Genomic DNA, 22728 nt, shown 5'->3' with positions numbered 1-22728 from the left:
CGCGCATTTTCTCACAGGAGATTGCATGACTGCCTCTGCCACCACCGAAATATGGATTGCCGCACTGGCAAGAACCGCCGCGCATTATGGGCATGTGATTGATGTGCGCACCGTTGCACAGCAGATGCGCTGGCATGAACAACTGCCGCTGGCGCGCAAGCTGGAACAAATAGCGCGCCTGATGGGGCTGCACACCAGCCTGTGCCGCTGGGATCGCTTGAGCTGGAGCCCCGGTATTCTTCCAGTACTGGCCGCCGCCCATGATGGCAGCGTACTGGTCATCGAAGCCATCGATGAGGACCAGAATTTGCTGTACTGGCGCAGCGACGGCGGCGATTTACAGCGAAAAATCGACAAAGAGACGCTGCAATCGCAGATTCAAGACACGCTGGTGCTCACGGGCATTGCCGAGCGTGGTCGCGATGCCCGCATCGATGATTTCGTCAAACCCTATCGTAAGCACTGGTTTTGGCAGCACTTTGCCCATGCCAAACAACAGATAGGCGAAGTGGCGCTGGCCTCTATCATCGGCAATGTGTTGGCTCTGGCGGGCATTCTGTTTTCGATGCAGGTCTACGATCGTGTTATTCCTTCACAGTCGATGCCCACGCTGTGGGTACTGTTTGGTGGCGTACTGCTGGCTGCCGCCATTGAATACGCGATTCGTTTATCTCGCACCGTGATCTCCGATTTGATGGGCAAGCAGATCGACCTGCGGGTTTCCGGCATGCTGTTCGCCCGCGCGCTGGCTATCAAGAATGAAGCACGCCCCAAATCCACCGGCTCCTTTATCTCTCAGCTACGAGAAATCGATCAGGTACGTGAATTGCTGACCTCTACCACCGTCGGCGCGGCGGCGGACATGCCTTTTGTGCTGCTGTTTCTGGCGCTGATGTCGTTTATTGGCGGTCCGCTGGTGTTTATTCCCATGCTGGCGATCCCGCTGATTGTTATCCCCGGCATCTTGCTGCAATGGCCGATGGCGAAACTGGCGAAAGACGGCATGCGCGAGAGTGCACTGCGCAATGCGGTACTGGTGGAATCGATTGAGGGTGTCGAAGACATCAAGGCACTTCAGGCGGAACCCTATTTCCAGCGGCAGTGGGAACAAACTCACGAGGTGAGCGCCGCCGTCGGCATGAAACAGCGCCTGTGGGGCGCGCGGCTGACAGGGTGGGCGTCGACGGTGCAGCAGCTCACCTATGCGGGTATGTTGGTGTTCGGCAGCTATCTGGTGTTGGCCGGTGACATCACCACCGGTACGTTGGTGGCGTGTAGCCTATTGTCATCACGCACCATTGCCCCGCTGATGCAACTGACCATGGTGTTCTCGCGCTGGCAGCACGCCAAAAATGCCCTGACCGGACTCGATGAACTGCTGCAAAAGCCGCTCGACAGGCCTGAGACACACGAAATTGCCCACTGCCCAGTGCTGCAAGGTCACTATCACGTGACGCAGGCGCAATACAGCTACGATCCGGAAAAGGGACATAACGCGGTCTTCATCAACACGCTGGATATCAAACCTGCCGAGCGTGTGGCAATACTGGGTAAGGTCGGCACCGGAAAATCAACTCTGCTCAAGTTACTCGCCGGGCAGGCGACCGCCACGCGCGGTAAAGTCATGCTGGACGGCGTCGACATGGCGCACATGGACCCGGCCGACATGCGCCGCCAGGTCGGCTTTCTTTCTCAGGATTCTCGGCTGTTTTTTGGCAGCCTCAGGCAAAACCTGATGTTGGGCAACCCCCACGCCAACGAGCAGGAGTTACTGGCAGCGCTGCGTATCAGCGGAGCGCTCAGTATGGTGCAGCAGGATGCCTCCAGCCTTGAGCGTATCATCCAGGAAGGCGGGCGCGGTCTGTCTGGCGGGCAGCGCCAAATGGTGCTGCTAAGCCGTCTTATCCTGCGCAATCCGCAGATCGTACTGATGGATGAACCCACGGCCTCAATGGATGGGCAACTGGAAGAACAGGTTATTCGCCAGATGAAAGGCTGGCTGGAAGGGCGCACGCTGGTGCTGGTGACGCATCGCCCGGCATTGCTCAAGCTGGTTGACCGGCTGATTGTCATCGACAACGGGCGCATTATTGCCGATGGACCCAAAGAACAGATACTCAAAGCAGTCAGCAAACCGCTTGATAATGCGCAGCAGGTCGCCTGAAGGAGAAAATTATGAACAAGACGCTGTTTAGCGCAAAAGGGAGAGCCTCCTCCAGAGTGATTTGGCTGACGCTGCTGGGGCTGGTAGTGTTTTTCGCCTGGGCGAAAATCGCCATTCTCGATGAAGTCACCGTAGGCAGTGGCAAAGTCACCCCGTCCACGCGAGCCCAGGTGATTGAAAGCCTTGATGGTGGCGTCATCGATAACCTGTATGTCCAGCAAGGAAATATCGTAGAAAAAGGCCAGACGCTGGCGCAATTGGACATCAATCGCGCCCAGTCCGTCTACGGTGAGGCCTTTTCACGCGTCACCACCTTGCGCGCCTCGGCGGAACGGTTGCGCGCAGAGCTAAGCGGAGAGCCGCTGCGCTAAGCGGAGAGCCGCTGCGCTTTAGCGAAGAGACATTAAAAGATCCCAATCTGGCCGCACGCGAACGCCAGTTGTATGAATCCCGCCTGCGTAATCGTGATGAAACCGTGCTTAACCTGCAACAATCCATGCGACTGGTGGAACAGGAACTGAAAATGACCGAGCCGCTGGTGGCACGCGGCGCTGCCAGCGCGGTCGAAGTGATCCGTCTGCGGCGACAAATCAGTGAAATTCGCGGCAAGATCGATGAAGCGCGCAATCTGTATGCCGTCAGGGCACGCGAAGAGCAGGTAAAGAATAACGCCGATCTGGAAGCCCAGTTAGAAGTGGTCAATGGCAAGGCCGACCAGCTACGGCGCGCAACCCTCACCTCCCCGGTGCGCGGTATCGTCAAAGATATTCAGGTCACCACCGTCGGCGGCGTACTGCAACCCGGCGGCAAGTTGATGGAAATCGTACCGCTGGAAGACAAACTGCTGATTGAAACCCGCGTCAACCCGCGCGATATCGCCTATATCCGTCCTGGATTGCCTGCGATTGTAAAAATTACCGCCTATGATTCATCGATCTATGGCGATCTTAACGGAGAAGTGGAAAGCGTATCACCGGACACGCTGCAAGATGAAGTACGGCGCGATCAGTATTATTACCGGGTTTATGTGCGCACGCTGGAGAGTGGGTTGACCAATAGAAACGGCGATCGGTTTGCCATTGTTCCCGGCATGATGGCCAATGTGGAGATTAAAACCGGACAAAAAAGCGTGCTCGATTACTTAATCAAGCCGCTGAATAAAGTCAATGAGGCGCTGCGTGAACGCTAGCGCCTCAAAAGCATATTGCTACGGTGAAGCTGCCGTATTACAGCAGTTCAGGGAAGAACACTTGTTTGAGCGCCAACTCAACGCCGCGCACTTCCGCCAGCCCCTTCAGACGGCCGATAGCCGAATAACCGGGGTTGGTTTTCTTCTTCAGATCGTCGAGCATCTGGTGACCATGATCAGGACGCATCGGGATCAGACGCAGATCGCCCGCCGCTTTACGGCGTGATTCTTCCGTCAGGATCGCTTTCACCACGGCCACCATGTTCACGTCGCCGCCCAGATGCGCCGCTTCGTGGAAAGTTTTCGGGTTCTGCTCGCGACAGGTCGCACGCAGGTGGGTGAAGTGGATACGATCGCCAAAGGTTTCGATCATCTTGACCAGATCGTTATCCGCACGCACGCCATAAGAACCGGTACACATGGTGAAACCGTTGTGAATATTGTCTACGGTATCTTTCATCCATTGCATATCTTCAATGGTGGACACTACACGCGGCAGCCCCAGAATCGGACGCGGCGGATCGTCCGGGTGGATCGCCATGCGGATACCCGCTTCTTCGGCAACCGGAACGATTTGCTTGAGGAAGTAGCCCAGGTGTTCGCGTAGCTTGGCATGGTCAATGCCATCATATTCCGCCAGACGCGCGCGGAACTGATCCAGCGTATAACCCTCTTCCGCCCCCGGCAGACCCGCGATGATATTGCCGGTCAAACGCGCGATATCCGCTTCGGTCATGGCTTCGAAGTAAGCGGCAGCCTGCGTCTGCTCTTCTGCGGTGTAATCGTTCTTTGCACCCTCACGTTTGAGAATGTGCAGTTCAAACGCCGCAAAAGCGATTTGATCAAAGCGCAACGCTTTGGAGCCGTCCGGCAGTTGGTATTCCAGATCGGTACGCGTCCAGTCCAGAATCGGCATAAAGTTATAGCACACGGTGTCGATGCCGCACTGTGCCAGATTGCGCAGTGACTGCTGGTAGTTAGCAATATAGTGCTGATAGCGACCGGTTTGCGTTTTGATATCTTCATGGATCGGCACACTCTCGACCACCGACCACACCAGACCTTTAGCCTTCAACTCGGCTTTACGCTTTTCGATCTCTTCAACTGTCCAGACTTCGCCATTCGCAATGTGGTGTAACGCGGTCACCACGCCCGTCGCCCCAGCCTGACGGACATCGTCCAGAGAGACAGGATCGTTCGGGCCATACCAACGCCAGGTTTGTTCCATCTTTATTACCCTTAATCAATAACTTGTAAAATCATCGCTTGCGCTGTTCCCGGTCCACGGCACACACTGCGGGACGACAGGTCATCCATCTCATCAACCAAAGCGGTAAACAGGCCGACCAATTTTGTTTATCATTCCAATGACAGCCTACACCAGCCAGTGAAAAGCACCAACAAGAAAACAAAATAGGTTGACCAATATCACCAAAATAATGCTTTTTGGACAAACAAATTGGCTTTTTACGCGGAAACAAGTACAGTTTTGCCGTGAAACTTTATACCAAAGCGTCTTTTTACATTATTTGGTCAGGCCACTTTTCACCTTGCTCTCCCACAATCTCCACCGTCAAGGGCGAGTGAACGCGCTAACGCATGATGGCCTACCGTACTCAGGGATATTGTTATGACAACGTCGACCACCGCAACGCATCACGCCACCCTTGCCAACACCCCGCTACCAGAGGCCGTACGCCAACCTCAGTACGATCGTAATGCACTCACAAGCCGCATGGTACACATCGGCTTTGGGGCGTTTCACCGCGCGCACCAAGCGCTGCTTACCGACCGCGTGCTGACTCAACAAGGCGGTGACTGGGGCTACTGCGAAGTGATCCTGTTTGGCGGTGAAAGCCTGATTAGCCAATTGCGTGAGCAGGACCACCGCTATACCGTGCTGGAAAAAGGGGCAGAAGGCAGCCAGGCGATTGTTATCGGTTCGGTCCACGAATCGCTGCATGCCCGCCTGGAAGGCATCTACGCTGTGGTGGAAAAACTGGCAGAGCCACAAGTTAACATTGTTTCCCTGACAGTTACCGAGAAAGGCTACTGCATCGATCGCACCAGCGGCAGCGTAGACATCAATAACCCGCTGATCAAGCAAGATTTGGAATTGCCGACCGCACCGGCATCTGCACCGGGTCTGCTGGTAGAAGCACTGCGCGTACGTCGTGAACGTGGCCTGAAACCGTTTACTGTGCTTTCTTGCGATAACATGCCGGAAAACGGCAACGTGGTGAAACGCGCGGTGCTGGAGCTAGCACAACTGCGCAGCGCAGAGCTGGCAGAGTGGATCGCAGCCAATGTCACTTTCCCCAACACCATGGTGGACCGTATCGTGCCTGCCGCCACGCCGGAAACGCTGGCTGAAGTGGAACAGGCCATTGGCGTCGCCGATCCGGTAGGCATCGCTTGTGAACCCTTTATTCAATGGGTAGTGGAAGACAACTTTGTGGCGGGTCGTCCGCAGTGGGAAGTGGCCGGCGCACAGTTGGTGGATGACGTTCTGCCGTTCGAAGAGATGAAACTGCGCATGCTGAACGGTAGCCACTCTTTCCTGGCTTACCTGGGTTATCTGGCTGGTTACGAACACATTAATGACTGCATGGCGGATGCGCATTACCGTCGTGCGACGCAGCGCTTGATGCTGGAAGAACAGGCACCGACGCTGCACGTTAACGAAGATTTACCCAGCTATGCTGCGCAGTTGATTGCCCGTTTCACCAACCCATCGCTGAAACACCGCACCTGGCAAATCGCCATGGACGGCACGCAGAAGCTGCCACAGCGTATGGTGGAATCCGTGCGCTGGCACCTGCAAAACGGCAGTGATTACAGCTGCCTGACGCTGGGTATCGCCGGTTGGATGCGCTATGTGGGCGGCGTGGATGACGCCGGTCAAACCATCGATGTCCGCGATCCGATGGCAGCACAACTGCGCGCTGTGGTCGATGCGACACAAGACGGTGCAGCACGCGTGCAGGCTCTGTTAGGATTAACGGCCATCTTCGGCGACGATCTGGCGAACAACGAAGCGTTTGTAAGTCGCGTTACCAAAGCGTATTTGCTGCTGAGCGAGAAAGGCGCAAAAGCGGCGGTATCAACGCTGTAACCCCCTCTCGAGGTCCTCGGCATAGGCCGGGGACCTCGAGCGTGCCTCCTGCAAGAACACGGGAGTCTTCTTGCAGGAGGCACTGAAGCGCTTGTTATTAGGTTTCCTGCGGCGCAGGCACCGATTCAAACAGATAACCGTCAAACGCCGGATCGTCGACATCCGAAATCTCCAGCAGTTTATGCTTCACATTCTCCAGATGCTGCCACATCTCCTGACGCGCCTGTTTGGCATCGCGGCGGGTCACGGCGCGCAGAATACGCTGGTGATCGTCCAGCCACTGGCGCTGGTAGCTGAAATCTACCGTGTGCGAGTGCAAACCGCGCCACATAGAGCTGCGTTTACGCGCCTGCCACACTTCATAAACCATATTGGCCAGCACGCTGTTTTGCGTCGACTGCGCCAGCAAACAGTGAAACAGCTCGTCCGCGCTCTCATCTACACTGCCGTTATCCAGCGCCTGACGCTCTTGATCGATAGCCTGCTTCATCTTGAGAATATCGGTCTTGGTCGCCTGCATCGCGGCAAAAGCTGCCACTTCGCTCTCCAGCAGTTGACGCGCTTGCATTAGTTCAAACGGACCGTAACCGCTGTCTGCATTGCGGTTCTTATCTTCGGTCGGGATCTGAATCACATATACGCCGGAGCCTTTACGCACCTCAATCAGTTTCTCTAGCTCCAGCATGATCAAGGCTTCACGCACCACACTGCGGCTGACGGAAAAACTCTCTGCGATATCACGTTCGGGAGGAAGACGATCACCCACCTGATATTTGCCGGCCAGAATGTCTGTCCGAATCTTGTTACCAATGTCTTGATATAATCGCATCTTATTGTTTTTCCTTCACAAACAACGATGGCGCAAAATTGGCCTGACCAAAGAATAAAAAATACGCAAATCTGGCGCAAGTATAACATGAAGCGGTCACATAAATTGCCACCGGGTGCGCATTTTAACAAACCGCATCCGCCGGAGTGCAGAGCACGCCAAGGTAGCTGACCGCTTACCACAGCGGTTGACCACTGTTGAAAGCAACGGCAAATCCATTGCCGAAAAATCCGCCATTCTCTATTATCCATTCGGTACTGCTGTGCGCTTATTTGGCAAAACAACCATTTTCACCGGACAACAATTCTCATCGGACAACCATGGATTTATCGATGGCATTGATGCGCTCTGCGCCTTTCTCTCTCTCACGCCACTGGCGTGGCCTGTGTATGTTGATGCTGCTGGCGTTTTTAAGCGCCTGTAGCCATACACCACCGCAGATCACCCCGTTAGGTCAACCCACGTTTGCCCGCTATCAGCAGGAAACCACGCGCTGGGTTGAGGAGCATCGGCGTTTTCAAACGCTGGATAAAGCGTTGGAATTAACCTGGAATACCCCGTCGGAAACCCGACCGACAGGCACCGTGCGCAAAGGCATATTGCTGGTACACGGTTTGGGGGATTCCCCCGGGTCGTTCACTGATATCATTCCGGCGCTGACGCAGCGAGGCTTTCTGGTGCGCACCGTGCTGCTCCCCGGCCATGGCACACAACCCGCTGACCTGATGCCGGTTTCCGTGGAAGACTGGCGGCGCGTAGTCGCTGAGCAGGCCGCTTTGCTGCATAACGACGTGGGCGAGGTCTACCTGGGCGGTTTCTCGACGGGGGGCAATCTGGTGTTGGAATATGCCTTACAGCATCCGGAAATTCAGGGACTGGTACTGTTTTCACCCGCCATCCGCTCTGATGAACCGCTCGATTTTCTGGCTCCGCTGCTGGCCTCCGTGACCGACTGGCTGCGCCCGCCGCGACCGGGGCAGCCGCAGCAGATTGCGACGCGTTACCTGCGCGTCCCCACCAACGGTTTCGCACAGTTTTATTACTCCAGCGCCAACGTGCGCCACCTGCTGGCAAAAAGTCCCTATGACAAGCCGGTGCTGATGGTGCTGGCGCAGCACGATTCAGTGCTCGACACCGCCGCCATGTTGGCACAGTTTGACAAGGCGTTCCCCAACCCGGCCAGCCGCGTCATATGGTACGGTACCCCCCCGGCACAGCCGGTATCCGATCGCGTGCTGGTACGTGCCGATCGCCTGCCGGAATGGCGCATCAGCCAGTTTTCACACATGTCGGTGCTGTTTTCCCCCGATAACCCCCTCTATGGTCGAACAGGGAGTTTGCGTTTATGTTCTAACGGCCCCGCCACGCCCGCCGCCAACGACTGCAAGAAAAGGGAGGACGTGTGGTATTCCGACTGGGGCTACCAGGAGCCGGGAAAAACGCATATTCGTTTAACCTTTAACCCCTATTTCGACTGGCAAAATCAGGTCATGGCAAGCGTATTGAACAGCGAAGGCACGGTTAGCGCCGCACCGTGATCGTGACAAAACAACCGGCGTCACAATAGCGTCATTAATACCGGGTAAAGTGTGAGGGGAATATGGTTCCCCCCCACACTGGACTGATAGTGACCCAATGGACGCCACACCCGAATTATCGCTGAACAGATCCTACCGAGGCGCTCCCACGGCCGCCGACTTATGCATTGCTACGCCCGAGGTCAGCCCCGAAACGGATAACGCTACGGTCTTGCAACTTTTCAATAAATACAAAGAATTAGTGAGCTTGCCGGTGGTAGAAAAAGGCAGGCCATTCGGGCTTATCAACCGTCACATTTTTTTGTCGCAAATGTCACGCCCGTTCTATCGTGAGCTGTATGACAAAAAAAGCTGCATCGCTTTCATGGACAAAAACCCGCTGATTGTCGATGCCAACGCCTCACTGAATACCGTTGCCGATCAAACGGTAATTTCCGGCGATAAATCGCTTACCGATGGTTTTATCATCACCCGCGAGGGCACCTATCTGGGTATTGGGTTAGGCATCGACCTGATCAAAGCGGTGTCGGACATGCATCTGCAACAACACCAGCAGGTGATGCAAAGTATCGAGTACGCCAGCATCATCCAGCAGGCGATGATGTCCACCTCTTCGCAAACCATGTCGACCACACTGAACGACTGGTGTCTGGCATGGCAACCGCGCGACTGCGTGGGGGGTGATTGTTACGCCTTTAAAACCACGGCTGATGGCTGGCTGGCGGTGGTGATCGATTGTACCGGTCACGGCGTCCCCGGCGCCTTTATGACCCTGATCTTTGCCTCGGCGTTGGAGCACGCGCTGGTGACCTGCCCTCCCGACGATCCGGCGCAACTGCTGCAACTGATCAATCGCTATATCAAAAACACGCTGGGACAACAGCAGAACGGTGACAGCAGCTCAAATGATGGTTGTGACATTATTGCCGCACACATGAACACGGCCTCACGCGTCCTGACCTGGGCCAGCGCGCGCATGGCAGCATTTATGCTGGCAAAAAGCGATAACGAGGTACGCCCGCTGGCTGCCGATCGCATGGGCGTCGGCTACACCGATACCCCCTACGATTATGCCTGGACGAACCATCGGTTAACCCTGGCAGATCAAGACCTGTTTTTCACTACCACGGATGGATTAACCGATCAGGTTGGCGGTGAGCGGCGCATCATGTTTGGTAAACGTCGGCTTCAGGCAGCATTGCTGCGTCACCGCGCGTTACCGATGTCCGCATTGGCCCAACAATTACAACAAGAGCATCAACGCTACCAGGGTCAGCAGCCCAGACGGGACGACCTGACCTTTTGGGGCTTTAGACAGTAATGACAACCAGGCGACCATGACCATGGCTATTCAACACCACGGCACCTCACCTTCCACCTTTCCCGGCGATGCGCCAGGAGAGTACGCATCCCCACAGGGCGCGCTGTTTCACACCGGCGCGACGCGTGATATCTCGCTCTACTATATCGGCTACTTCTCGCAAAGCATCATCAGTTCACTGGCGGAAACGCTACGCCTCCAGCTTGAGAAAACCGAAGTACCCTCCCCGGTGCGGCGCAAATTGTTCTCCAGCTTTATTGAAATGGGCCAAAACATCACCCGTTACTCCGCATTGCCGTTAACCACACCCGATCAGCAGCAGGAAGCACGACAGGGTTCCGTCTGCCTGGGGTGGGAAGATGGAAAGTATTTCCTGTGGTGCGCCAATCCGGTGCATCCCGAGGATATGGAGAAACTGCGGGTACGGCTGGAACCGCTGCGGGCCATGACGGCAGACGAAATCAAAGTAGCCTACAAAGCCTCGCTGCGTCAGGAAGCCCCCGCATGGAGCAAAGGTGCGGATATCGGGCTGTTAACCGTGGCGCGAGACGCCAGCGAACCGTTGCAATTCACCTTTCAATCAGATGAATCAACGGGGTTATCCACGTTTTATCTGAAGGCGATCATCTGAAATGATAAATATAACTCGCATCGATAATGTTCATCTCGCCGGGACAGCATCCACCCCCAGCGTTGATTTTTATTTCGACTCACATCGGTTATCCCTTTCTGGCGAATCTTACCCAGAGAACGCCGCCGCGTTTTACCGGCCGCTGATTGAGAGGGTGGAAGCCTACCTAACTGAGCTATCGCACCGCGATGATGCGCCCGCCACCGAGATAGAAGTGCACATTTCGCTGAGCTACTTCAACAGCTCCAGCACCAAGATGCTGTTCAGCCTGCTCAATGTGCTGCACCTGGCGGCGCAGGATACGCTCGCCATCGCCCTGCACTGGTATCACGATTGTGAGGATGATATCGCACAGGAGTTTGGCGAAGAGTTGCATATCGACTTCCCCGCGTTGGATTTTCACAGCCATATCATGGAGTAATCATGAGCACCTTTGAGCTGTTCACCCCGGAATATGACATCCTGCTCGCCGCGCGCAACGTAGCTTCGCAACCTGATCGGCCCGCGGAAGTCTACCGGGACAGTTTGCTGGCACTGACCGAGCACTATCAGCGTCTGGTGCGTGAATCCCATCGACTCATCTCGCGTAGCGATCGGGCGGAGCGAGAATTGACGCGCTTAAACCATCAGCTCCATCAACTGGCCGATGAACTGGCCTACAAAGCGACACACGACCCGCTCACGGACGTCTACAACCGCGGCGCCATTATCGACATCATCACTACGGTGCTGACGCAACGTCAGGCCTCGCTGATTGTGTTGGATATCGACCACTTTAAGCGGGTGAACGACAACTTTGGTCACCCCACCGGCGATGCTGTGATCTGCGATCTGATCACCCGCGTGCGCCATGCGCTGGGCGGTGTCGGCAGCATTGGGCGTGTGGGCGGAGAAGAGTTCACGATTTTGCTGGATAACGTTGCTCTGCAACAGGCGGTCCTGTATGCGCAGCGCATCCACGCCGATCTGAACCGCTCACACCTGGCAGCGCTGCCCGCTTATCCGGTGACTGCCAGCTTTGGCGTCAGCTGGGCCCCGGCGGCTACCGGATTTGATACCCTGTATAACGCCGCCGATGCGGCGCTGTATGAAGCCAAGCAGCAAGGGCGTAATCGTGTGATGTTTCGCTGAGAGGTGTCACGTTCTCCAACGTAAAAAAAGGTAAAGATGGCGAGGAACGCCAGAGCACATTAGCGCGGCGCGCAATCACTTTTGCTACAGTGATGAGAGCCCGTGTTGGATGGGTTGCCAAAGGAGAGCGTATCGCCATGCCACGTCTTACTGCACAAGATTTCCAGCCTGAACTGCTCGAACTGTATGACTACTATGCGCATGGGAAACTCACCAAGCGGGAGTTTCTGGAACGCGCAGGCAAATATGCGGTGGGTGGCCTGACCGCCATGACGCTGTTGTCACTGCTTAGCCCTAACTATGCGTTGGCGCAGCAGGTCGAGTTCACTGACCCGGATATCCTCCCTGAATACATCACCTATCCGTCCCCCAATGGGCACGGTAGCGTGCGTGGGTATCTGGTGAAACCCGCCAACCTGACCGGCCCAGTACCCGCAGTGGTGGTGGTGCACGAAAATCGCGGCCTCAATCCCTATATCGAAGACGTTGCGCGACGGCTGGCAAAAGCCGGTTTTATCGCGTTAGCCCCTGACGGGCTCAGCAGCGTCGGTGGTTATCCCGGCAATGACGAAAAAGGGCGGGAACTGCAACAGAAGGTCGATCCCACGAAACTGATGAATGACTTTTTCGCCGCTATCGAATTTATGCTCAAGCACCCAGACAGCACCGGTAAAGTGGGTATCACCGGTTTCTGCTACGGCGGCGGCGTCGCCAATGCGGCGGCAGTTGCCTACCCCGAGTTGGCCGCCGCAGTGCCTTTCTATGGTCGCCAGCCTAAACCGGAAGACGTTGAGCGCATCAAGGCTCCACTACTGATCCACTACGCCGAACGCGATGAACGTATTAACGAAGGCTGGCCCGCCTATGAAAACGCGCTGATTGCCGGGAAAAAGGTGTATCAGGCACATATTTACCCTAACACCAACCACGGCTTTCACAATGACTCTACCCCACGCTATGACAAGGCTGCCGCCGATCTGGCGTGGGAACGCACCCTGGCCTGGTTCCGGCGCTATCTGGCCTAACCTATGCTCAGGATAAACCATGCGTTTTGATTTCACCGACTTACGTTTGTTTCTTCACGTGCAACAAGCGGGCAGCATCACGGCGGGCGCCGCCCGTTCGCACCTGACGCTTCAGGCCGCCAGCGAGCGCATTCGCGGCATGGAAGAGGCACTTGGCGTGGCATTGCTGACCCGCGTCAGTAACGGCGTGACGCTCACCGAAGCGGGCTTTGCACTGGCTCGCCATGCCAATACACTATTGCAGCAGCGCGATCATATGCAAAGCGAGTTGCAGCAGTTTGGCAACGGGTTGCGCGGGCATATCGCCCTGCTCTGCAACGCATCAGCGCTAAGCCTGCATCTCCCGTCACGCTTAAGTGACTATCTGATCACTCACCCGCATATTTCCCTGAACGTCAGCGAAAAGCCCAGCCACGAGATTGTGGACGCGATTAACAATCAGCGCGCGGAAGTCGGTATCGTTGCCGACTCAGTGCCTTTGCAGGGCCTGGAAACGCGTGAATTTTGTTTGGACCCGCTGGTGGTGGTAACGGCTGTTACGTCGCCGTGGGCCACCTCGACGGTGCTGGCGTTTGAAGCCCTGTTGGACGCGGAGTTTGTCGGTTTGAACCAAGGCAGCGCGTTGCAAGAGCATATCGACCACCATGCGCGCCAGCGCGGCAAGCGCCTTAACTACCGGGTGCGTTTGAATGATTTCCCCGCATTGATCGGGTTAATCCAGCACGGTATCGGCATCGGGATTATGCCGGAAAAAGCCCTGGCGCAAACGGACACGCAGCAGATACGCGCCATTGCGCTCAGCGACGCCTGGGCGCAGCGCCGCTTGTTGCTGTGCGCGCGTCAGTTCAGCGCGCTGCCAGGCTACCTTCAGGAATTTGTCGAGCACATCAGTGACAGGCAAGCATCAGCCCCCGACGCCGAGCATCATGGTGCCCCCCAGCGCGATCAATCCAAGAAAGAAACAGCGACGAAATAGCGTTTCACCAATGTATTTTCGCACGCGTTGACCCAGAATCATACCGAGCAGCGCCGGGATCAGTGCCAGCAACGACAACGACAGATTCAAGGCAGGCAAACCGCCGCCCTGCGCTAACGACAGTGCCAGCCCAAGCGTTGAAACCGTAAACGCCAGCCCGAGCGCCTGCACCAGATCATCTTTCTTTAATGCCAGACATTGCAAATAGGGCACCGCCGGTATCACAAACACACCGGTGGCCGCCGTAATCATTCCAGTGATATAGCCCATAATGGGAGAGAGCCAGACTTCATGGCGACCGGGAGCAGGCAGGCGGCGTGCAATCAGCCCCCACAGGCCATAAACCACCAGCATTCCTCCCAGGAAAACCGGGGCCCATGGCGACGCCTCTGCCAACGTGGGAACACCGCTCCACAGCGTCCCGATCAGTATCGCAACCAGAAAGCTGCTAAGACGCCGCGCCAGCAATAAAAATGCCGGGCCAGCCAGCAGTTGCCACAGGTTAGTGACGAAAGAGGGGATCAGCAGCAGCGCAGCAGCGCTTGTCGGTGGCATGGTTAACGCCAGAAGTCCCATGGCAACCGTCGGCAAGCCGAGGCCGACAATGCCTTTAATCATGCCCGCTAACAAAAATACGCAGAGTATCGTCACCATCCCTTATCCTTATGTGTCGCTGATTCCGAGGGGTAACAGAAAAATACGCATAGCCCGGCAAAAGCGCGATAGGGGATTTATTGAGGGAGGCTCAGGGAAAACTTGCAGGGGAAGCACTCGCGCCGCAGCAAACGCGGCGCGCAGCGAAAAAACTCAGCTTTTCTTCACAAACTCGGATTTCAGCTTCATCGGGCCAAAACCATCAATTTTGCAATCGATGTTATGGTCACCTTCCACCAGACGGATACCTTTCACTTTGGTACCGATCTTCAACGTCGAAGAGCTGCCCTTCACTTTCAGGTCCTTGATAACCGTCACGCTGTCGCCATCAGCCAACAGGTTGCCATTGGCATCACGCACCACCAGCCCGTCGTCGTCAGCGGTTTCCGCATTCATGGACCACTCGTGGCCGCACTCCGGACAATTGAGCTGTTCATCGGCCTGCCAGGTGAAGGCTGAGTCGCATTTTGGACAATTTGGTAAGGTTGACACGGCATGACTCCTGAAAATTCAATAAAAAGGTAAAATAAATAACAAAATCATAAGCAAAGGTGATGCATTGTCACTATTTTACGCTATTTCTCTCACAGCGTACAGCCAAACGCCCTGCAACCCCATGGCGCAGCCCTGCACAGCGATAAGGCAATGCGCACCACGTTGAGACAAAACCACCACGGTTTAACGCACTACCGTCTGGCGCAAATGCGCTCTGGCTGTGCATTCCTGACTCAATAGCGTGCAAAGCGCCGCGACTGCACTCTCAAAAAACACGATGACGTTATTTGGCATTTTTTATGCATGGCAACCATTATCTTCTTATTGCGTCATGCCCGGAGATGCCAATGATAAAAATAACGCTTCCTAGTGGACCTTATTACGATGAAATGCTCACGGCAGAGGGACGGCAGCGGCAGCATTACGATCCATGGTGGCGCTGGCTGCAACGCACCGATCAGCAATCGGTGCGGCAGAAGAAGGAACAGGCAGAACTGCTGTTTCATCGGGTGGGGATCACCTTCAACGTCTACGGCGACGATGAGGGTACTGAACGGTTAATCCCGTTTGACAGTGTGCCGCGCATTATTCCGGCGGCGGAGTGGCGTAAACTGGATAGCGGCATTCGTCAACGCGTCAAGGCACTGAATGCCTTTCTGCATGATATCTATCACGATCAACACATCCTCAAAGCGGGTATTATTCCCGCCGAACAGGTGCTGGCAAACGAGCAATTCCAACCCTGCATGCAGGGCATCACCCTACCCAATCAGATTTATGCGCATATCACTGGCATCGATATGGTGCGCAACAGTGACGGTGAGTATTACGTGCTGGAGGATAACCTGCGCACGCCGTCCGGCGTCTCTTACATGCTGGAAAACCGCAAGATGATGATGCGCCTCTATCCAGATATGTTCGCCCAGCAACATATCGCGCCGGTAGAGCGCTACCCCAGCTACCTGCTGCAAACCCTGCGCGAAAGCTCACCGGTGGACGATCCCTGCGTGGTGGTAATGACGCCGGGACGTTTCAACAGCGCTTACTTTGAACACAGCTTTTTGGCCCAGCAAATGGGGGTAGAGCTGGTTGAAAGCGCCGACCTGTTTATCAAGGAAGGGGCAGTTTACATGCGCACCACCGAAGGGCCGCGCAAGGTGGATGTTATCTATCGCCGCATTGATGATGCCTTTCTCGATCCGCTGGCGTTCCGCGCGGACTCCATGCTCGGCGTGCCGGGTTTGCTGTCGGTGTATCGCGCGGGCGGCGTAGTGCTCGCCAACGCGATCGGCACCGGCGTGGCCGATGATAAATCCATCTACCCTTACGTACCGGACATGATCCGTTTCTATCTGAGCGAAGAACCGCTCTTGAACAACATCCCGACCTGGCAGTGCCGTAAACCAGAGGATTTGCGCTTCGTGTTGGATAATCTGGATCAGATGGTGGTGAAGGAGGTCCACGGTGCAGGCGGCTACGGCATGCTGGTAGGACCGCGCGCCAGTCGCGCCGAAATAGAGGAATTCCGCCAGCGCTTGTTGGCTAACCCGGCGAACTACATCGGGCAGGAGACGCTGGCGCTCTCCACCTGCCCAACCTTTGTGGAGCAAGGACTGGCCCCGCGCCATATCGATCTGCGTCCGTTTGTGCTCTACGGTCAGGAGATCCGCCTGGTGCCCGGCGGGTTAACGCGAGTGGCGCTCACCGAAGGCTCGCTGGTGGTGAACTCTTCGCAAGGCGGTGGCACCAAGGACACCTGGGTAATGGAGGATGACGAATCATGCTAAGCCGCACAGCCAGTGAACTGTTTTGGATGGCGCGTTATCTGGAGCGTGCGGAAAGTTTCGCCCGCGTGCTCGATGTCACCTACAAGCTGTCGATGGTGCCGCGCCACAGTCAGCAGCAGCGCGATCTGGCGCTGCCGCTCAACCTCTCGTTGACCCACGATCTGTTTCAGGCGCGTTATCCGCAGTTTTCCATGGCGAACCTGATCAACTTTTTTGCCCTCGACAGCGATAACCCCAGCAGCATCTACAGTTGCGTCGAGATGGCCTGGAACAACGCCCACGCAGTGCGCGGCAGCCTCTCCGCGGAGGTGTGGGAGTGCATCAACACCACGCGCATTCAATTGCGCACGCTGCGGCAAAAGGGGGTGGAAGAAGTTGGGATCGACGCCTTCTTTGACTGGGTAAAAGATCGCGCCCATCTGTTTCGCGGCGCGGTGTTCGGCACCTTGCTGCGTAACGATGCGCTGTGTTTTATCCGTATCGGCACGCTGATCGAGCGGGCGTTCGCCACCACACAACTGCTGCTGCTCAAAGATCAGCAGTTGAATAACGACACCGATCCGGTGCGTGAATATTATCGGCTGGATACGCTGCTGCGCGCGGTCAGCGCGCGCGAGGCCTATAACAGCATCTATCGCCAGCCGGTCACGCGCGATACGGTGGCTGAATTGCTGATCCTGCGTAACGATGTGCCGCGCTCGCTGCGCGCCTGCATCGAAGACGTTGTCGGTCAGTTGGAGCAGATCGCTAACACCCGCTCTCACCTGCCCCTGCGGCTGGCACACCAGTTGAACGTCGATCTGCGCTTCAGTACGCGGGAGGATTTGGCGCAATCGGACATGCAGGTGTATCTCTCTGGGCTGCTGGCCCGCATCAACGCGCTGGCTGACAGCGTGCGACAAACCTATCTGGAGACGGTATGAAACTGACCATTAATCATCTCACGCGCTATCGCTATGATGAGCAAGTGAAATTCAGCACCCAGTATCTGCGTTTGACGCCGCGTGACTCCGCTCGCCAGCGCGTGGCCTCATGGTCACTGACGCTGTCTGATGGCTCTGCGGTCGCCACCACCGACACCTGGGGCAACGTGTTGCATGTGCTGACCTTGGATCATCCGCATCAGGAAATCGTCATTCACGCTCAGGGAGTGGTAGACATTGCCGATAACGATGAGAGTGAGCCAGAGGATGAGTTGCTATCACCGTTAGTGTTCCTGCGCAACACGCCGCTGACGCAGGCCGATGCGCCGATTCGCGCGTTTGCGCAGCGCTATTACCGGCCAGATGCGGCGGAAGAGAGCTTGAATGCGCTGATGGCGGCACTGTTGGTCAGCATGCCCTACACGCCCGGTGCAACGCAGGTGCAAGATAGCGCGGCACAGGCCTTTACACGCGGGCAGGGAGTCTGTCAGGATCACACCCATGTGTTTCTGGCCTGCTGTCGCAGCCTGCACCTGCCGGCGCGCTATGTCAGCGGTTACGTTCACAGCCCGGATTCGCGCCATGTGGCGATGCATGCCTGGGCGGAAGTGTGGCTGAATGGGCGCTGGCTGAGTTTTGATATCACTAATAACTCGCGCAGCCTGACGCAGCATTTGCGTCTGGCAACCGGGTTGGACTATCTGGATGCCTGCCCGATACGCGGCAGTCGTCTGGGTGGCGGAAGCGAAATGCTGTTTTCTGAAGCTGAAGTGCGGCGCTTTTCACAACAGGCGCAGCAGCAATAACCATGAGATGATCGGATTATGACTTACTGTGTGGCCATGTGCCTGTCGGACGGGCTGGTATTCGCCTCGGATTCCCGTACCAATGCCGGGGTGGATCATATTGCAACGTTTAAAAAACTGCATGTGATTCACCGTGCCGACGATCGGGTGCTGGTGTTACAGTCCGCCGGGAACCTGGCCACCACACAAAGCATTGTCAGCCTGCTGGAAACGCGCATGCGCAGTGACAGCGAGCCTAACCTGTTGCAAGTGGCAACCCTGTACGATGCGGCGACGCTGGTCGGGGCCACCTTGCGCGAAGTCATCGATCGTGACAGTCGTATGCAACAACATGCCAGCACCACCAATTTTGGCTGCAACCTGCTGTTAGGGGGGCAAATTGCTGGAGAAGCCCCCCGCCTGTTTCATATCTACCCTGAAGGCAATTTTATCGAGGCAACGCGCGACACGCCTTACTTCCAGATCGGCGAAAGCAAATACGGCAAACCGATCATCGACCGGGTATTAACCCGAGAAACCACGCTCGAGCAAGCGATGTGCTGCGCGCTGATCTCGATAGATTCCACGCTGCGCAGCAACCTGTCCGTCGGGCTGCCGCTGGATGTAATGATCTACCGGGCTGACAGCTTTGATGACAGCGGTCAGCGCCGTGTTACTGAGGATGACCCCTACTTCGCCACCATTCGCAAAGCCTGGTCGGAAGGCTTACAGAGTACGTTCCGTCAGTTGCCGCCGTTCTCGCTTTAACACGTCACATGCGTTCGCCGAGCCGCCAGCGCACGCAGCAATACCGCAAGGGTGGTGCCATTGTGCAGCAGGGCGCTGCCGCCGGGAGATAACCCGCCCAACGCCGCCGTCAACATGATGCCGCTATTGACCCATTCGGTCAGGGCGATGTTGCTGTGCACCAGCTTCATCGCTTCCAGCGCCAGTTCGCGCGCCAGCACAACGCCGTGCAGATTGTCCTGCATCAACACCGCATCCGCCGCCTGCTGCGCCAGCTCGGTGCTCTGATTCATGGCCAGACCGACATCCGCCTGTGCCAACACCGGGGCATCATTTACCCCATCACCGATAAACAACACGTTGCGACCCTGCTGTTGCAGTGCCTGAACCACATCTACCTTACTCTCTGGCGTACACTCAGCTACGCATTCGTCCATCGCTAATACATTAGCCAGTTGCTGCGCCTTTTCAACGCGATCGCCGGTCAGTAACACGATGCGATCGATCCCCGATTGGCGCAGTTGTGCGATCACCTCGTGTGCTTCCGCCCGCACATTATCCTGCAAGCCAATCATGCCAACCAACCGCTCATCAAGGCTGATGAACAGCAAATGGCACCCCTGCTGAGCCAATGCGGTAATCTCGGCCTCATACGGCGAGAACACAACCTGATAGTGCGCTTCCAGAAAATGGCGACTGCCTATCGCCATGCGATGACCATCCAGCTCACACAGCAGGCCATGAGCAATCACATACTCCACTTCACCGTGGTTGATGTGGGGCAACGCATGGTGATGCGCCGACGCAACTACCGCTTTCGCCAATGGGTGGTTACTGTGTTCTTCAACAGAGGCTGCTATCGCCAGCAGACGCTCCGCCCAGGCTCGCTCAGGATCGAAACTGACCACTTCCGTCACTTGCATATCACCGTGCGTCAAGGTGCCGGTTTTGTCGAACACCACCGTATCGACCGCGGCGAGTTGTTCAATCGCCCGCCCGCCTTTCAGCAGTAAGCCGCTCTGCGCCGCGCGGTACATGATGGATTTAAACGCGATCGGCGTGCTTAGCTTCAGCGCACAGGCATAATCCACCAAAAACACCGATGCCAGACGTCGCCAATCCTGGGTCAGGGCAAACACCGCCCCGCCCACGCCGAGCGTGATCGCCACGCGCCGGTCGGCCATCGCCTGTGTCACTTTCTGCGTTTCGCTTTGCTGGCTTAACGATTCGCTGATAAAACGGCGAATATTGGCAATCGAGGAATCTTCCCCTACCCGCTCGGCCTGTACCGCAATATTGCCTTCCTGCACCTGAGTACCTGCGTACAGCCAGGCGCCCTTCTCGCGCCGAACCGGTACGCTTTCTCCGGTCATGGAGGCCTGATTAATCAGGCCGACACCGCGCAACACCTTGCCGTCCGCCGGGATGGTATCGCCGGGCCCAAGCAGCATCACGTCGCCAACGGTCAGCGCAGACGACAGCATTTGACAGCGCTCGCCTGCGCGTTCAACCCACACGCGGTGTTCCTGCGGTCGTAACAGGCTGGCCAGCAACGCATCGGAATGACGGCTGGTCTCCTGTTCCATGTACTCGCCCATCGTCAGCAGCGTTTGCGTCAGCATCGCGGTGCGGTTATCACCGCGCAGCACGGAAAGCCCAACCGCCAGTGCATCGAGCACCTCAACGTTCAGCTCGCGCCGCGTCAACGAGGCAACGCCTTCCGCCAGCGTTTCCCCGGTCAGCAACAGCGTTGGCAGCGTCGCCCAGCGCCGAGGCAGGCACTGCGCCAACAGCAAGCCCCCCGCATTGAGCAGATTATCGCCACCGCAATACTCCGGTTCATGCTCGCTCTCGGTACGCTGCTGCCAGTCAATGCCAGCTACCTGTGTCAACAGCGTGGGTTCGTCGGTCTGATCCGGATGGTACTCAATCACCACCGAGCCAATTGCCGGGCGCAGGCGTACCCGCGTCACGCCCAGTAACGCCAACAGTTGGTGGCGCAGCCAGTTAGCTCCGTCAGGGAAACGCACCAGCAATGTCATGCTCAGTCGCAAACGCCCAGGCAAGCGATGCTTGATTCGAATCCCCGGTGCAAGAGTGACCTCCCGTTCAGGCATCACGACGCATCATTCTCCTGCTGACGGTAGTAATCCAGCTCAGCCTGGAGATCCGCCAGCCGCTCTTTCAATTCCTCGACTTCGCCACGCACGGTGCCCCACGCTTTTTTCGCTGTGGTAGCAACCCCTTGTTGCACCTGTGGATTGGTCAGTAAATAGGCAATGGCAGCACCGGCTATTACGCCAGTGACAAAATGGGTTTTGCTGTTTGCCTGACGATAAGGCGTCGGGGGCGTGACAGACGGGTAACTGGCATAGGCGACCTGTCCGTTCGGCAACCGATAAGCGTAGACATAAGGCATGTTGGGAGGGTTCATTCCTGCACTCCTTCTTGGGGTTGGTCCGGTAACGATTCACGCCGCTGCATGGCATCCAGCACATAAAGGCTGGCAATACCGGCGCTCGCCAATGTCAACCAGGTCAGCAATGGCCGCCCTGCGCTGGCGCTGGCAACAGCCATTACCGTGCCGCTCACCACGCCCGCTTTGGCAGCATCACTTGCCACCTTGACGGCGCTTTCATTCAGCGTGGTTTCACCGAGCTGATAACGCCGCCACTGTTCGATACACGAACTGGTGGTGCCTACCAGCGCTCCCGCTACGACCGCACGACTGATGGGGCTTAGCGCGTCACGGTTGTTGCTCATTCGGCGACTCCTCAGGCGCGGAAGCCGTCGCACGCTGGCGCTCTACCGAGGCCTGAAATTCCGCCTTGCCTGCCTTCACCGTGTCGCGAAAAATGGTGCTGCCCGCCGCCACACTCTCTTTCACACTTTCAGCACCGCTGGTGACTGAGGATTTGACCTTATCGCCGCCGGTTTTTAGCAGATCGCCCGCGCTTGCCAGTGTCTGTGTCAGCGTCTGGCGCACACTCTCATTGGTCAGTAGCAGCGTGACCGCCGCCCCAATCATGGCGCCTTTCCAAAACTCCTTGTCATCCGCGCCAATGGTGCCGATCAGGCTTTTCAACAGCCCAGCCTGTTCTCCCATCACATTCTCAACCACACCTTGCGCATGCGCGCTCCAATCCATACCCGGTGCGGCATGATGACCGTGATGATGGGCACCTTGCGGCACGGCATTTCCAGGAAACGGATACCCAGGCAGCGGATAGCCAGGCGGTAAATACCCCGGAGGCACCGCACCCGGCGCCATCTGCGGATACCATGCTGGCTGCGGCGGCCATCCGGGCGGTGGTGGAAAAGCCCCTTGCGCGGCAGGATCACCCAGTGGCACGTAATAGGGATAGCCATAAGGTGGGAAATAGGGAGCCTGATTCACAGGATTATTATCATTACTCAT

General features: G+C 56.7%; 22 protein-coding genes and 1 pseudogene. 15 read left to right on the top strand and 8 right to left on the bottom strand.

Features of this window, described 5'->3' with window-relative positions:
- The first annotated feature begins 25 nt into the window (after nt 1-25).
- Nucleotides 26-2164 carry a type I secretion system permease/ATPase gene (locus J5224_RS04815; RefSeq protein WP_264624273.1) on the top strand — a complete coding sequence of 713 codons (2139 nt, stop codon included), beginning with the start codon at nt 26-28 and terminating at the stop codon, nt 2162-2164.
- Nucleotides 2165-2175: 11 nt separating this feature from the next.
- Nucleotides 2176-3353 (top strand): annotated as a pseudogene (locus tag J5224_RS04810) (HlyD family efflux transporter periplasmic adaptor subunit).
- A 37-nt stretch (nt 3354-3390) separates the two neighbouring features.
- Here J5224_RS04810 and uxuA read toward each other — a convergent pair.
- The gene (gene uxuA / locus J5224_RS04805; protein ID WP_264624272.1) at nt 3391-4581 is read right to left on the bottom strand and encodes a mannonate dehydratase; all 1191 of its coding nucleotides are present in this window, start codon (nt 4579-4581) and stop codon (nt 3391-3393) included.
- Between the two features lie 402 nt (nt 4582-4983).
- On the opposite strand from uxuA, the gene J5224_RS04800 reads away from it, so the two are divergent.
- Nucleotides 4984-6468 carry a mannitol dehydrogenase family protein gene (locus tag J5224_RS04800; protein ID WP_264624271.1) on the top strand — a complete coding sequence of 495 codons (1485 nt, stop codon included), beginning with the start codon at nt 4984-4986 and terminating at the stop codon, nt 6466-6468.
- Nucleotides 6469-6565: 97 nt separating this feature from the next.
- Here the strand turns inward: J5224_RS04800 and J5224_RS04795 are convergent, their stop codons facing one another.
- Nucleotides 6566-7297 carry an FCD domain-containing protein gene (locus tag J5224_RS04795; RefSeq protein WP_264624270.1) on the bottom strand — a complete coding sequence of 244 codons (732 nt, stop codon included), beginning with the start codon at nt 7295-7297 and terminating at the stop codon, nt 6566-6568.
- A 115-nt stretch (nt 7298-7412) separates the two neighbouring features.
- On the opposite strand from J5224_RS04795, the gene J5224_RS04790 reads away from it, so the two are divergent.
- The 8 genes from J5224_RS04790 to J5224_RS04755 all read left to right on the top strand — a co-directional run bounded on the left by J5224_RS04790 (nt 7413) and on the right by J5224_RS04755 (nt 13919).
- Entirely contained in the window at nt 7413-7721 is a 309-nt protein-coding gene (locus J5224_RS04790) for a hypothetical protein (RefSeq protein ID WP_264624269.1), read from the top strand.
- Nucleotides 7630-8835 carry an alpha/beta hydrolase gene (locus J5224_RS04785; protein ID WP_413544643.1) on the top strand — a complete coding sequence of 402 codons (1206 nt, stop codon included), beginning with the start codon at nt 7630-7632 and terminating at the stop codon, nt 8833-8835. The genes J5224_RS04790 and J5224_RS04785 overlap by 92 nt, the downstream gene beginning before the upstream one ends.
- Before the next feature lie 97 nt (nt 8836-8932).
- Nucleotides 8933-10156, top strand: coding sequence for a SpoIIE family protein phosphatase (locus tag J5224_RS04780; protein WP_264624268.1), 1224 nt, complete (start codon nt 8933-8935; stop codon nt 10154-10156).
- Between the two features lie 22 nt (nt 10157-10178).
- Nucleotides 10179-10787 carry a SiaB family protein kinase gene (locus J5224_RS04775; protein WP_264624267.1) on the top strand — a complete coding sequence of 203 codons (609 nt, stop codon included), beginning with the start codon at nt 10179-10181 and terminating at the stop codon, nt 10785-10787.
- Between the two features lies 1 nt (nt 10788).
- Nucleotides 10789-11208 carry a DUF1987 domain-containing protein gene (locus tag J5224_RS04770; protein WP_264624266.1) on the top strand — a complete coding sequence of 140 codons (420 nt, stop codon included), beginning with the start codon at nt 10789-10791 and terminating at the stop codon, nt 11206-11208.
- Nucleotides 11209-11210: 2 nt separating this feature from the next.
- The gene (locus tag J5224_RS04765; protein ID WP_264624265.1) at nt 11211-11918 is read left to right on the top strand and encodes a GGDEF domain-containing protein; all 708 of its coding nucleotides are present in this window, start codon (nt 11211-11213) and stop codon (nt 11916-11918) included.
- Between the two features lie 137 nt (nt 11919-12055).
- Nucleotides 12056-12943 (top strand): YghX family hydrolase, encoded by an 888-nt coding sequence (gene yghX / locus J5224_RS04760; RefSeq protein ID WP_264624264.1) that lies wholly within the window; start codon nt 12056-12058, stop codon nt 12941-12943.
- Nucleotides 12944-12962: 19 nt separating this feature from the next.
- Entirely contained in the window at nt 12963-13919 is a 957-nt protein-coding gene (locus tag J5224_RS04755; RefSeq protein WP_264624263.1) for a LysR family transcriptional regulator, read from the top strand.
- Here the strand turns inward: J5224_RS04755 and J5224_RS04750 are convergent.
- Both J5224_RS04750 and J5224_RS04745 read right to left on the bottom strand, forming a co-directional pair.
- Entirely contained in the window at nt 13848-14573 is a 726-nt protein-coding gene (locus tag J5224_RS04750; RefSeq protein WP_264624262.1) for a sulfite exporter TauE/SafE family protein, read from the bottom strand. The genes J5224_RS04755 and J5224_RS04750 overlap by 72 nt on opposite strands.
- 153 nt (nt 14574-14726) lie before the next feature.
- A complete protein-coding gene (locus J5224_RS04745; protein WP_264624261.1) occupies nt 14727-15065 on the bottom strand; it encodes a zinc ribbon domain-containing protein YjdM in 339 nt (112 codons plus the stop codon).
- Nucleotides 15066-15415: 350 nt separating this feature from the next.
- Between J5224_RS04745 and J5224_RS04740 the strand changes: the two genes are divergently transcribed.
- Genes J5224_RS04740 through J5224_RS04725 form a run of 4 tightly spaced genes read left to right on the top strand, consistent with a single transcriptional unit; the run spans nt 15416 to nt 19331 of the window.
- Nucleotides 15416-16855, top strand: a complete 1440-nt coding sequence (locus J5224_RS04740; RefSeq protein WP_264624260.1) for a circularly permuted type 2 ATP-grasp protein — start codon at nt 15416-15418, stop codon at nt 16853-16855.
- Nucleotides 16849-17778: an alpha-E domain-containing protein gene (locus J5224_RS04735; protein ID WP_264624259.1), complete on the top strand. Its 930-nt coding sequence runs from the start codon at nt 16849-16851 to the stop codon at nt 17776-17778. Before J5224_RS04740 ends, J5224_RS04735 begins: the two co-directional genes overlap by 7 nt.
- On the top strand, nt 17775-18584 hold the full coding sequence (locus J5224_RS04730) for a transglutaminase family protein (protein ID WP_264624258.1): 810 nt from the start codon (nt 17775-17777) through the stop codon (nt 18582-18584). Before J5224_RS04735 ends, J5224_RS04730 begins: the two co-directional genes overlap by 4 nt.
- Nucleotides 18585-18602: 18 nt before the next feature.
- Nucleotides 18603-19331 (top strand): proteasome-type protease, encoded by a 729-nt coding sequence (locus J5224_RS04725; protein WP_264624257.1) that lies wholly within the window; start codon nt 18603-18605, stop codon nt 19329-19331.
- On the opposite strand, the gene J5224_RS04720 is transcribed toward J5224_RS04725, so the two are convergent.
- From J5224_RS04720 to J5224_RS04705, 4 genes are read right to left on the bottom strand one after another with little or no spacing between them, the layout of a single operon-like run.
- A complete protein-coding gene (locus tag J5224_RS04720) occupies nt 19328-21427 on the bottom strand; it encodes a heavy metal translocating P-type ATPase (RefSeq protein WP_264624356.1) in 2100 nt (699 codons plus the stop codon). The two genes, J5224_RS04725 and J5224_RS04720, sit on opposite strands and share 4 nt — an antisense overlap.
- Complete coding sequence (locus J5224_RS04715) at nt 21427-21744, bottom strand: DivIVA domain-containing protein (RefSeq protein WP_264624256.1); 318 nt, start codon at nt 21742-21744, stop codon at nt 21427-21429. The genes J5224_RS04720 and J5224_RS04715 overlap by 1 nt, the downstream gene beginning before the upstream one ends.
- Complete coding sequence (locus J5224_RS04710) at nt 21741-22073, bottom strand: hypothetical protein (RefSeq protein WP_264624255.1); 333 nt, start codon at nt 22071-22073, stop codon at nt 21741-21743. The genes J5224_RS04715 and J5224_RS04710 overlap by 4 nt, the downstream gene beginning before the upstream one ends.
- On the bottom strand, nt 22057-22728 hold the full coding sequence (locus J5224_RS04705; RefSeq protein WP_264624254.1) for a YtxH domain-containing protein: 672 nt from the start codon (nt 22726-22728) through the stop codon (nt 22057-22059). Before J5224_RS04705 ends, J5224_RS04710 begins: the two co-directional genes overlap by 17 nt.

The organism is Candidatus Symbiopectobacterium sp. NZEC135 (assembly GCF_025962695.1).
This window is presented reverse-complemented; position numbering and strand designations above follow the sequence as displayed.

Excerpts from the sequence above, each read along its gene's own strand:
- J5224_RS04815 (WP_264624273.1), top strand. The coding sequence starts at position 26 with ATGACTGCCTCTGCCACCACCGAAATATGGATTGCCGCACTGGCAAGA.
- uxuA (WP_264624272.1), bottom strand. The coding sequence starts at position 4,581 with ATGGAACAAACCTGGCGTTGGTATGGCCCGAACGATCCTGTCTCTCTG.
- J5224_RS04800 (WP_264624271.1), top strand. The coding sequence starts at position 4,984 with ATGACAACGTCGACCACCGCAACGCATCACGCCACCCTTGCCAACACC.
- J5224_RS04795 (WP_264624270.1), bottom strand. The coding sequence starts at position 7,297 with ATGCGATTATATCAAGACATTGGTAACAAGATTCGGACAGACATTCTG.
- J5224_RS04785 (WP_413544643.1), top strand. The coding sequence starts at position 7,630 with ATGGCATTGATGCGCTCTGCGCCTTTCTCTCTCTCACGCCACTGGCGT.
- J5224_RS04780 (WP_264624268.1), top strand. The coding sequence starts at position 8,933 with ATGGACGCCACACCCGAATTATCGCTGAACAGATCCTACCGAGGCGCT.
- J5224_RS04775 (WP_264624267.1), top strand. The coding sequence starts at position 10,179 with ATGGCTATTCAACACCACGGCACCTCACCTTCCACCTTTCCCGGCGAT.
- J5224_RS04770 (WP_264624266.1), top strand. The coding sequence starts at position 10,789 with ATGATAAATATAACTCGCATCGATAATGTTCATCTCGCCGGGACAGCA.
- J5224_RS04765 (WP_264624265.1), top strand. The coding sequence starts at position 11,211 with ATGAGCACCTTTGAGCTGTTCACCCCGGAATATGACATCCTGCTCGCC.
- yghX (WP_264624264.1), top strand. The coding sequence starts at position 12,056 with ATGCCACGTCTTACTGCACAAGATTTCCAGCCTGAACTGCTCGAACTG.
- J5224_RS04755 (WP_264624263.1), top strand. The coding sequence starts at position 12,963 with ATGCGTTTTGATTTCACCGACTTACGTTTGTTTCTTCACGTGCAACAA.
- J5224_RS04750 (WP_264624262.1), bottom strand. The coding sequence starts at position 14,573 with ATGGTGACGATACTCTGCGTATTTTTGTTAGCGGGCATGATTAAAGGC.
- J5224_RS04740 (WP_264624260.1), top strand. The coding sequence starts at position 15,416 with ATGATAAAAATAACGCTTCCTAGTGGACCTTATTACGATGAAATGCTC.
- J5224_RS04735 (WP_264624259.1), top strand. The coding sequence starts at position 16,849 with ATGCTAAGCCGCACAGCCAGTGAACTGTTTTGGATGGCGCGTTATCTG.
- J5224_RS04730 (WP_264624258.1), top strand. The coding sequence starts at position 17,775 with ATGAAACTGACCATTAATCATCTCACGCGCTATCGCTATGATGAGCAA.
- J5224_RS04725 (WP_264624257.1), top strand. The coding sequence starts at position 18,603 with ATGACTTACTGTGTGGCCATGTGCCTGTCGGACGGGCTGGTATTCGCC.
- J5224_RS04720 (WP_264624356.1), bottom strand. The coding sequence starts at position 21,427 with ATGCCTGAACGGGAGGTCACTCTTGCACCGGGGATTCGAATCAAGCAT.
- J5224_RS04715 (WP_264624256.1), bottom strand. The coding sequence starts at position 21,744 with ATGAACCCTCCCAACATGCCTTATGTCTACGCTTATCGGTTGCCGAAC.
- J5224_RS04710 (WP_264624255.1), bottom strand. The coding sequence starts at position 22,073 with ATGAGCAACAACCGTGACGCGCTAAGCCCCATCAGTCGTGCGGTCGTA.
- J5224_RS04705 (WP_264624254.1), bottom strand. The coding sequence starts at position 22,728 with ATGAGTAATGATAATAATCCTGTGAATCAGGCTCCCTATTTCCCACCT.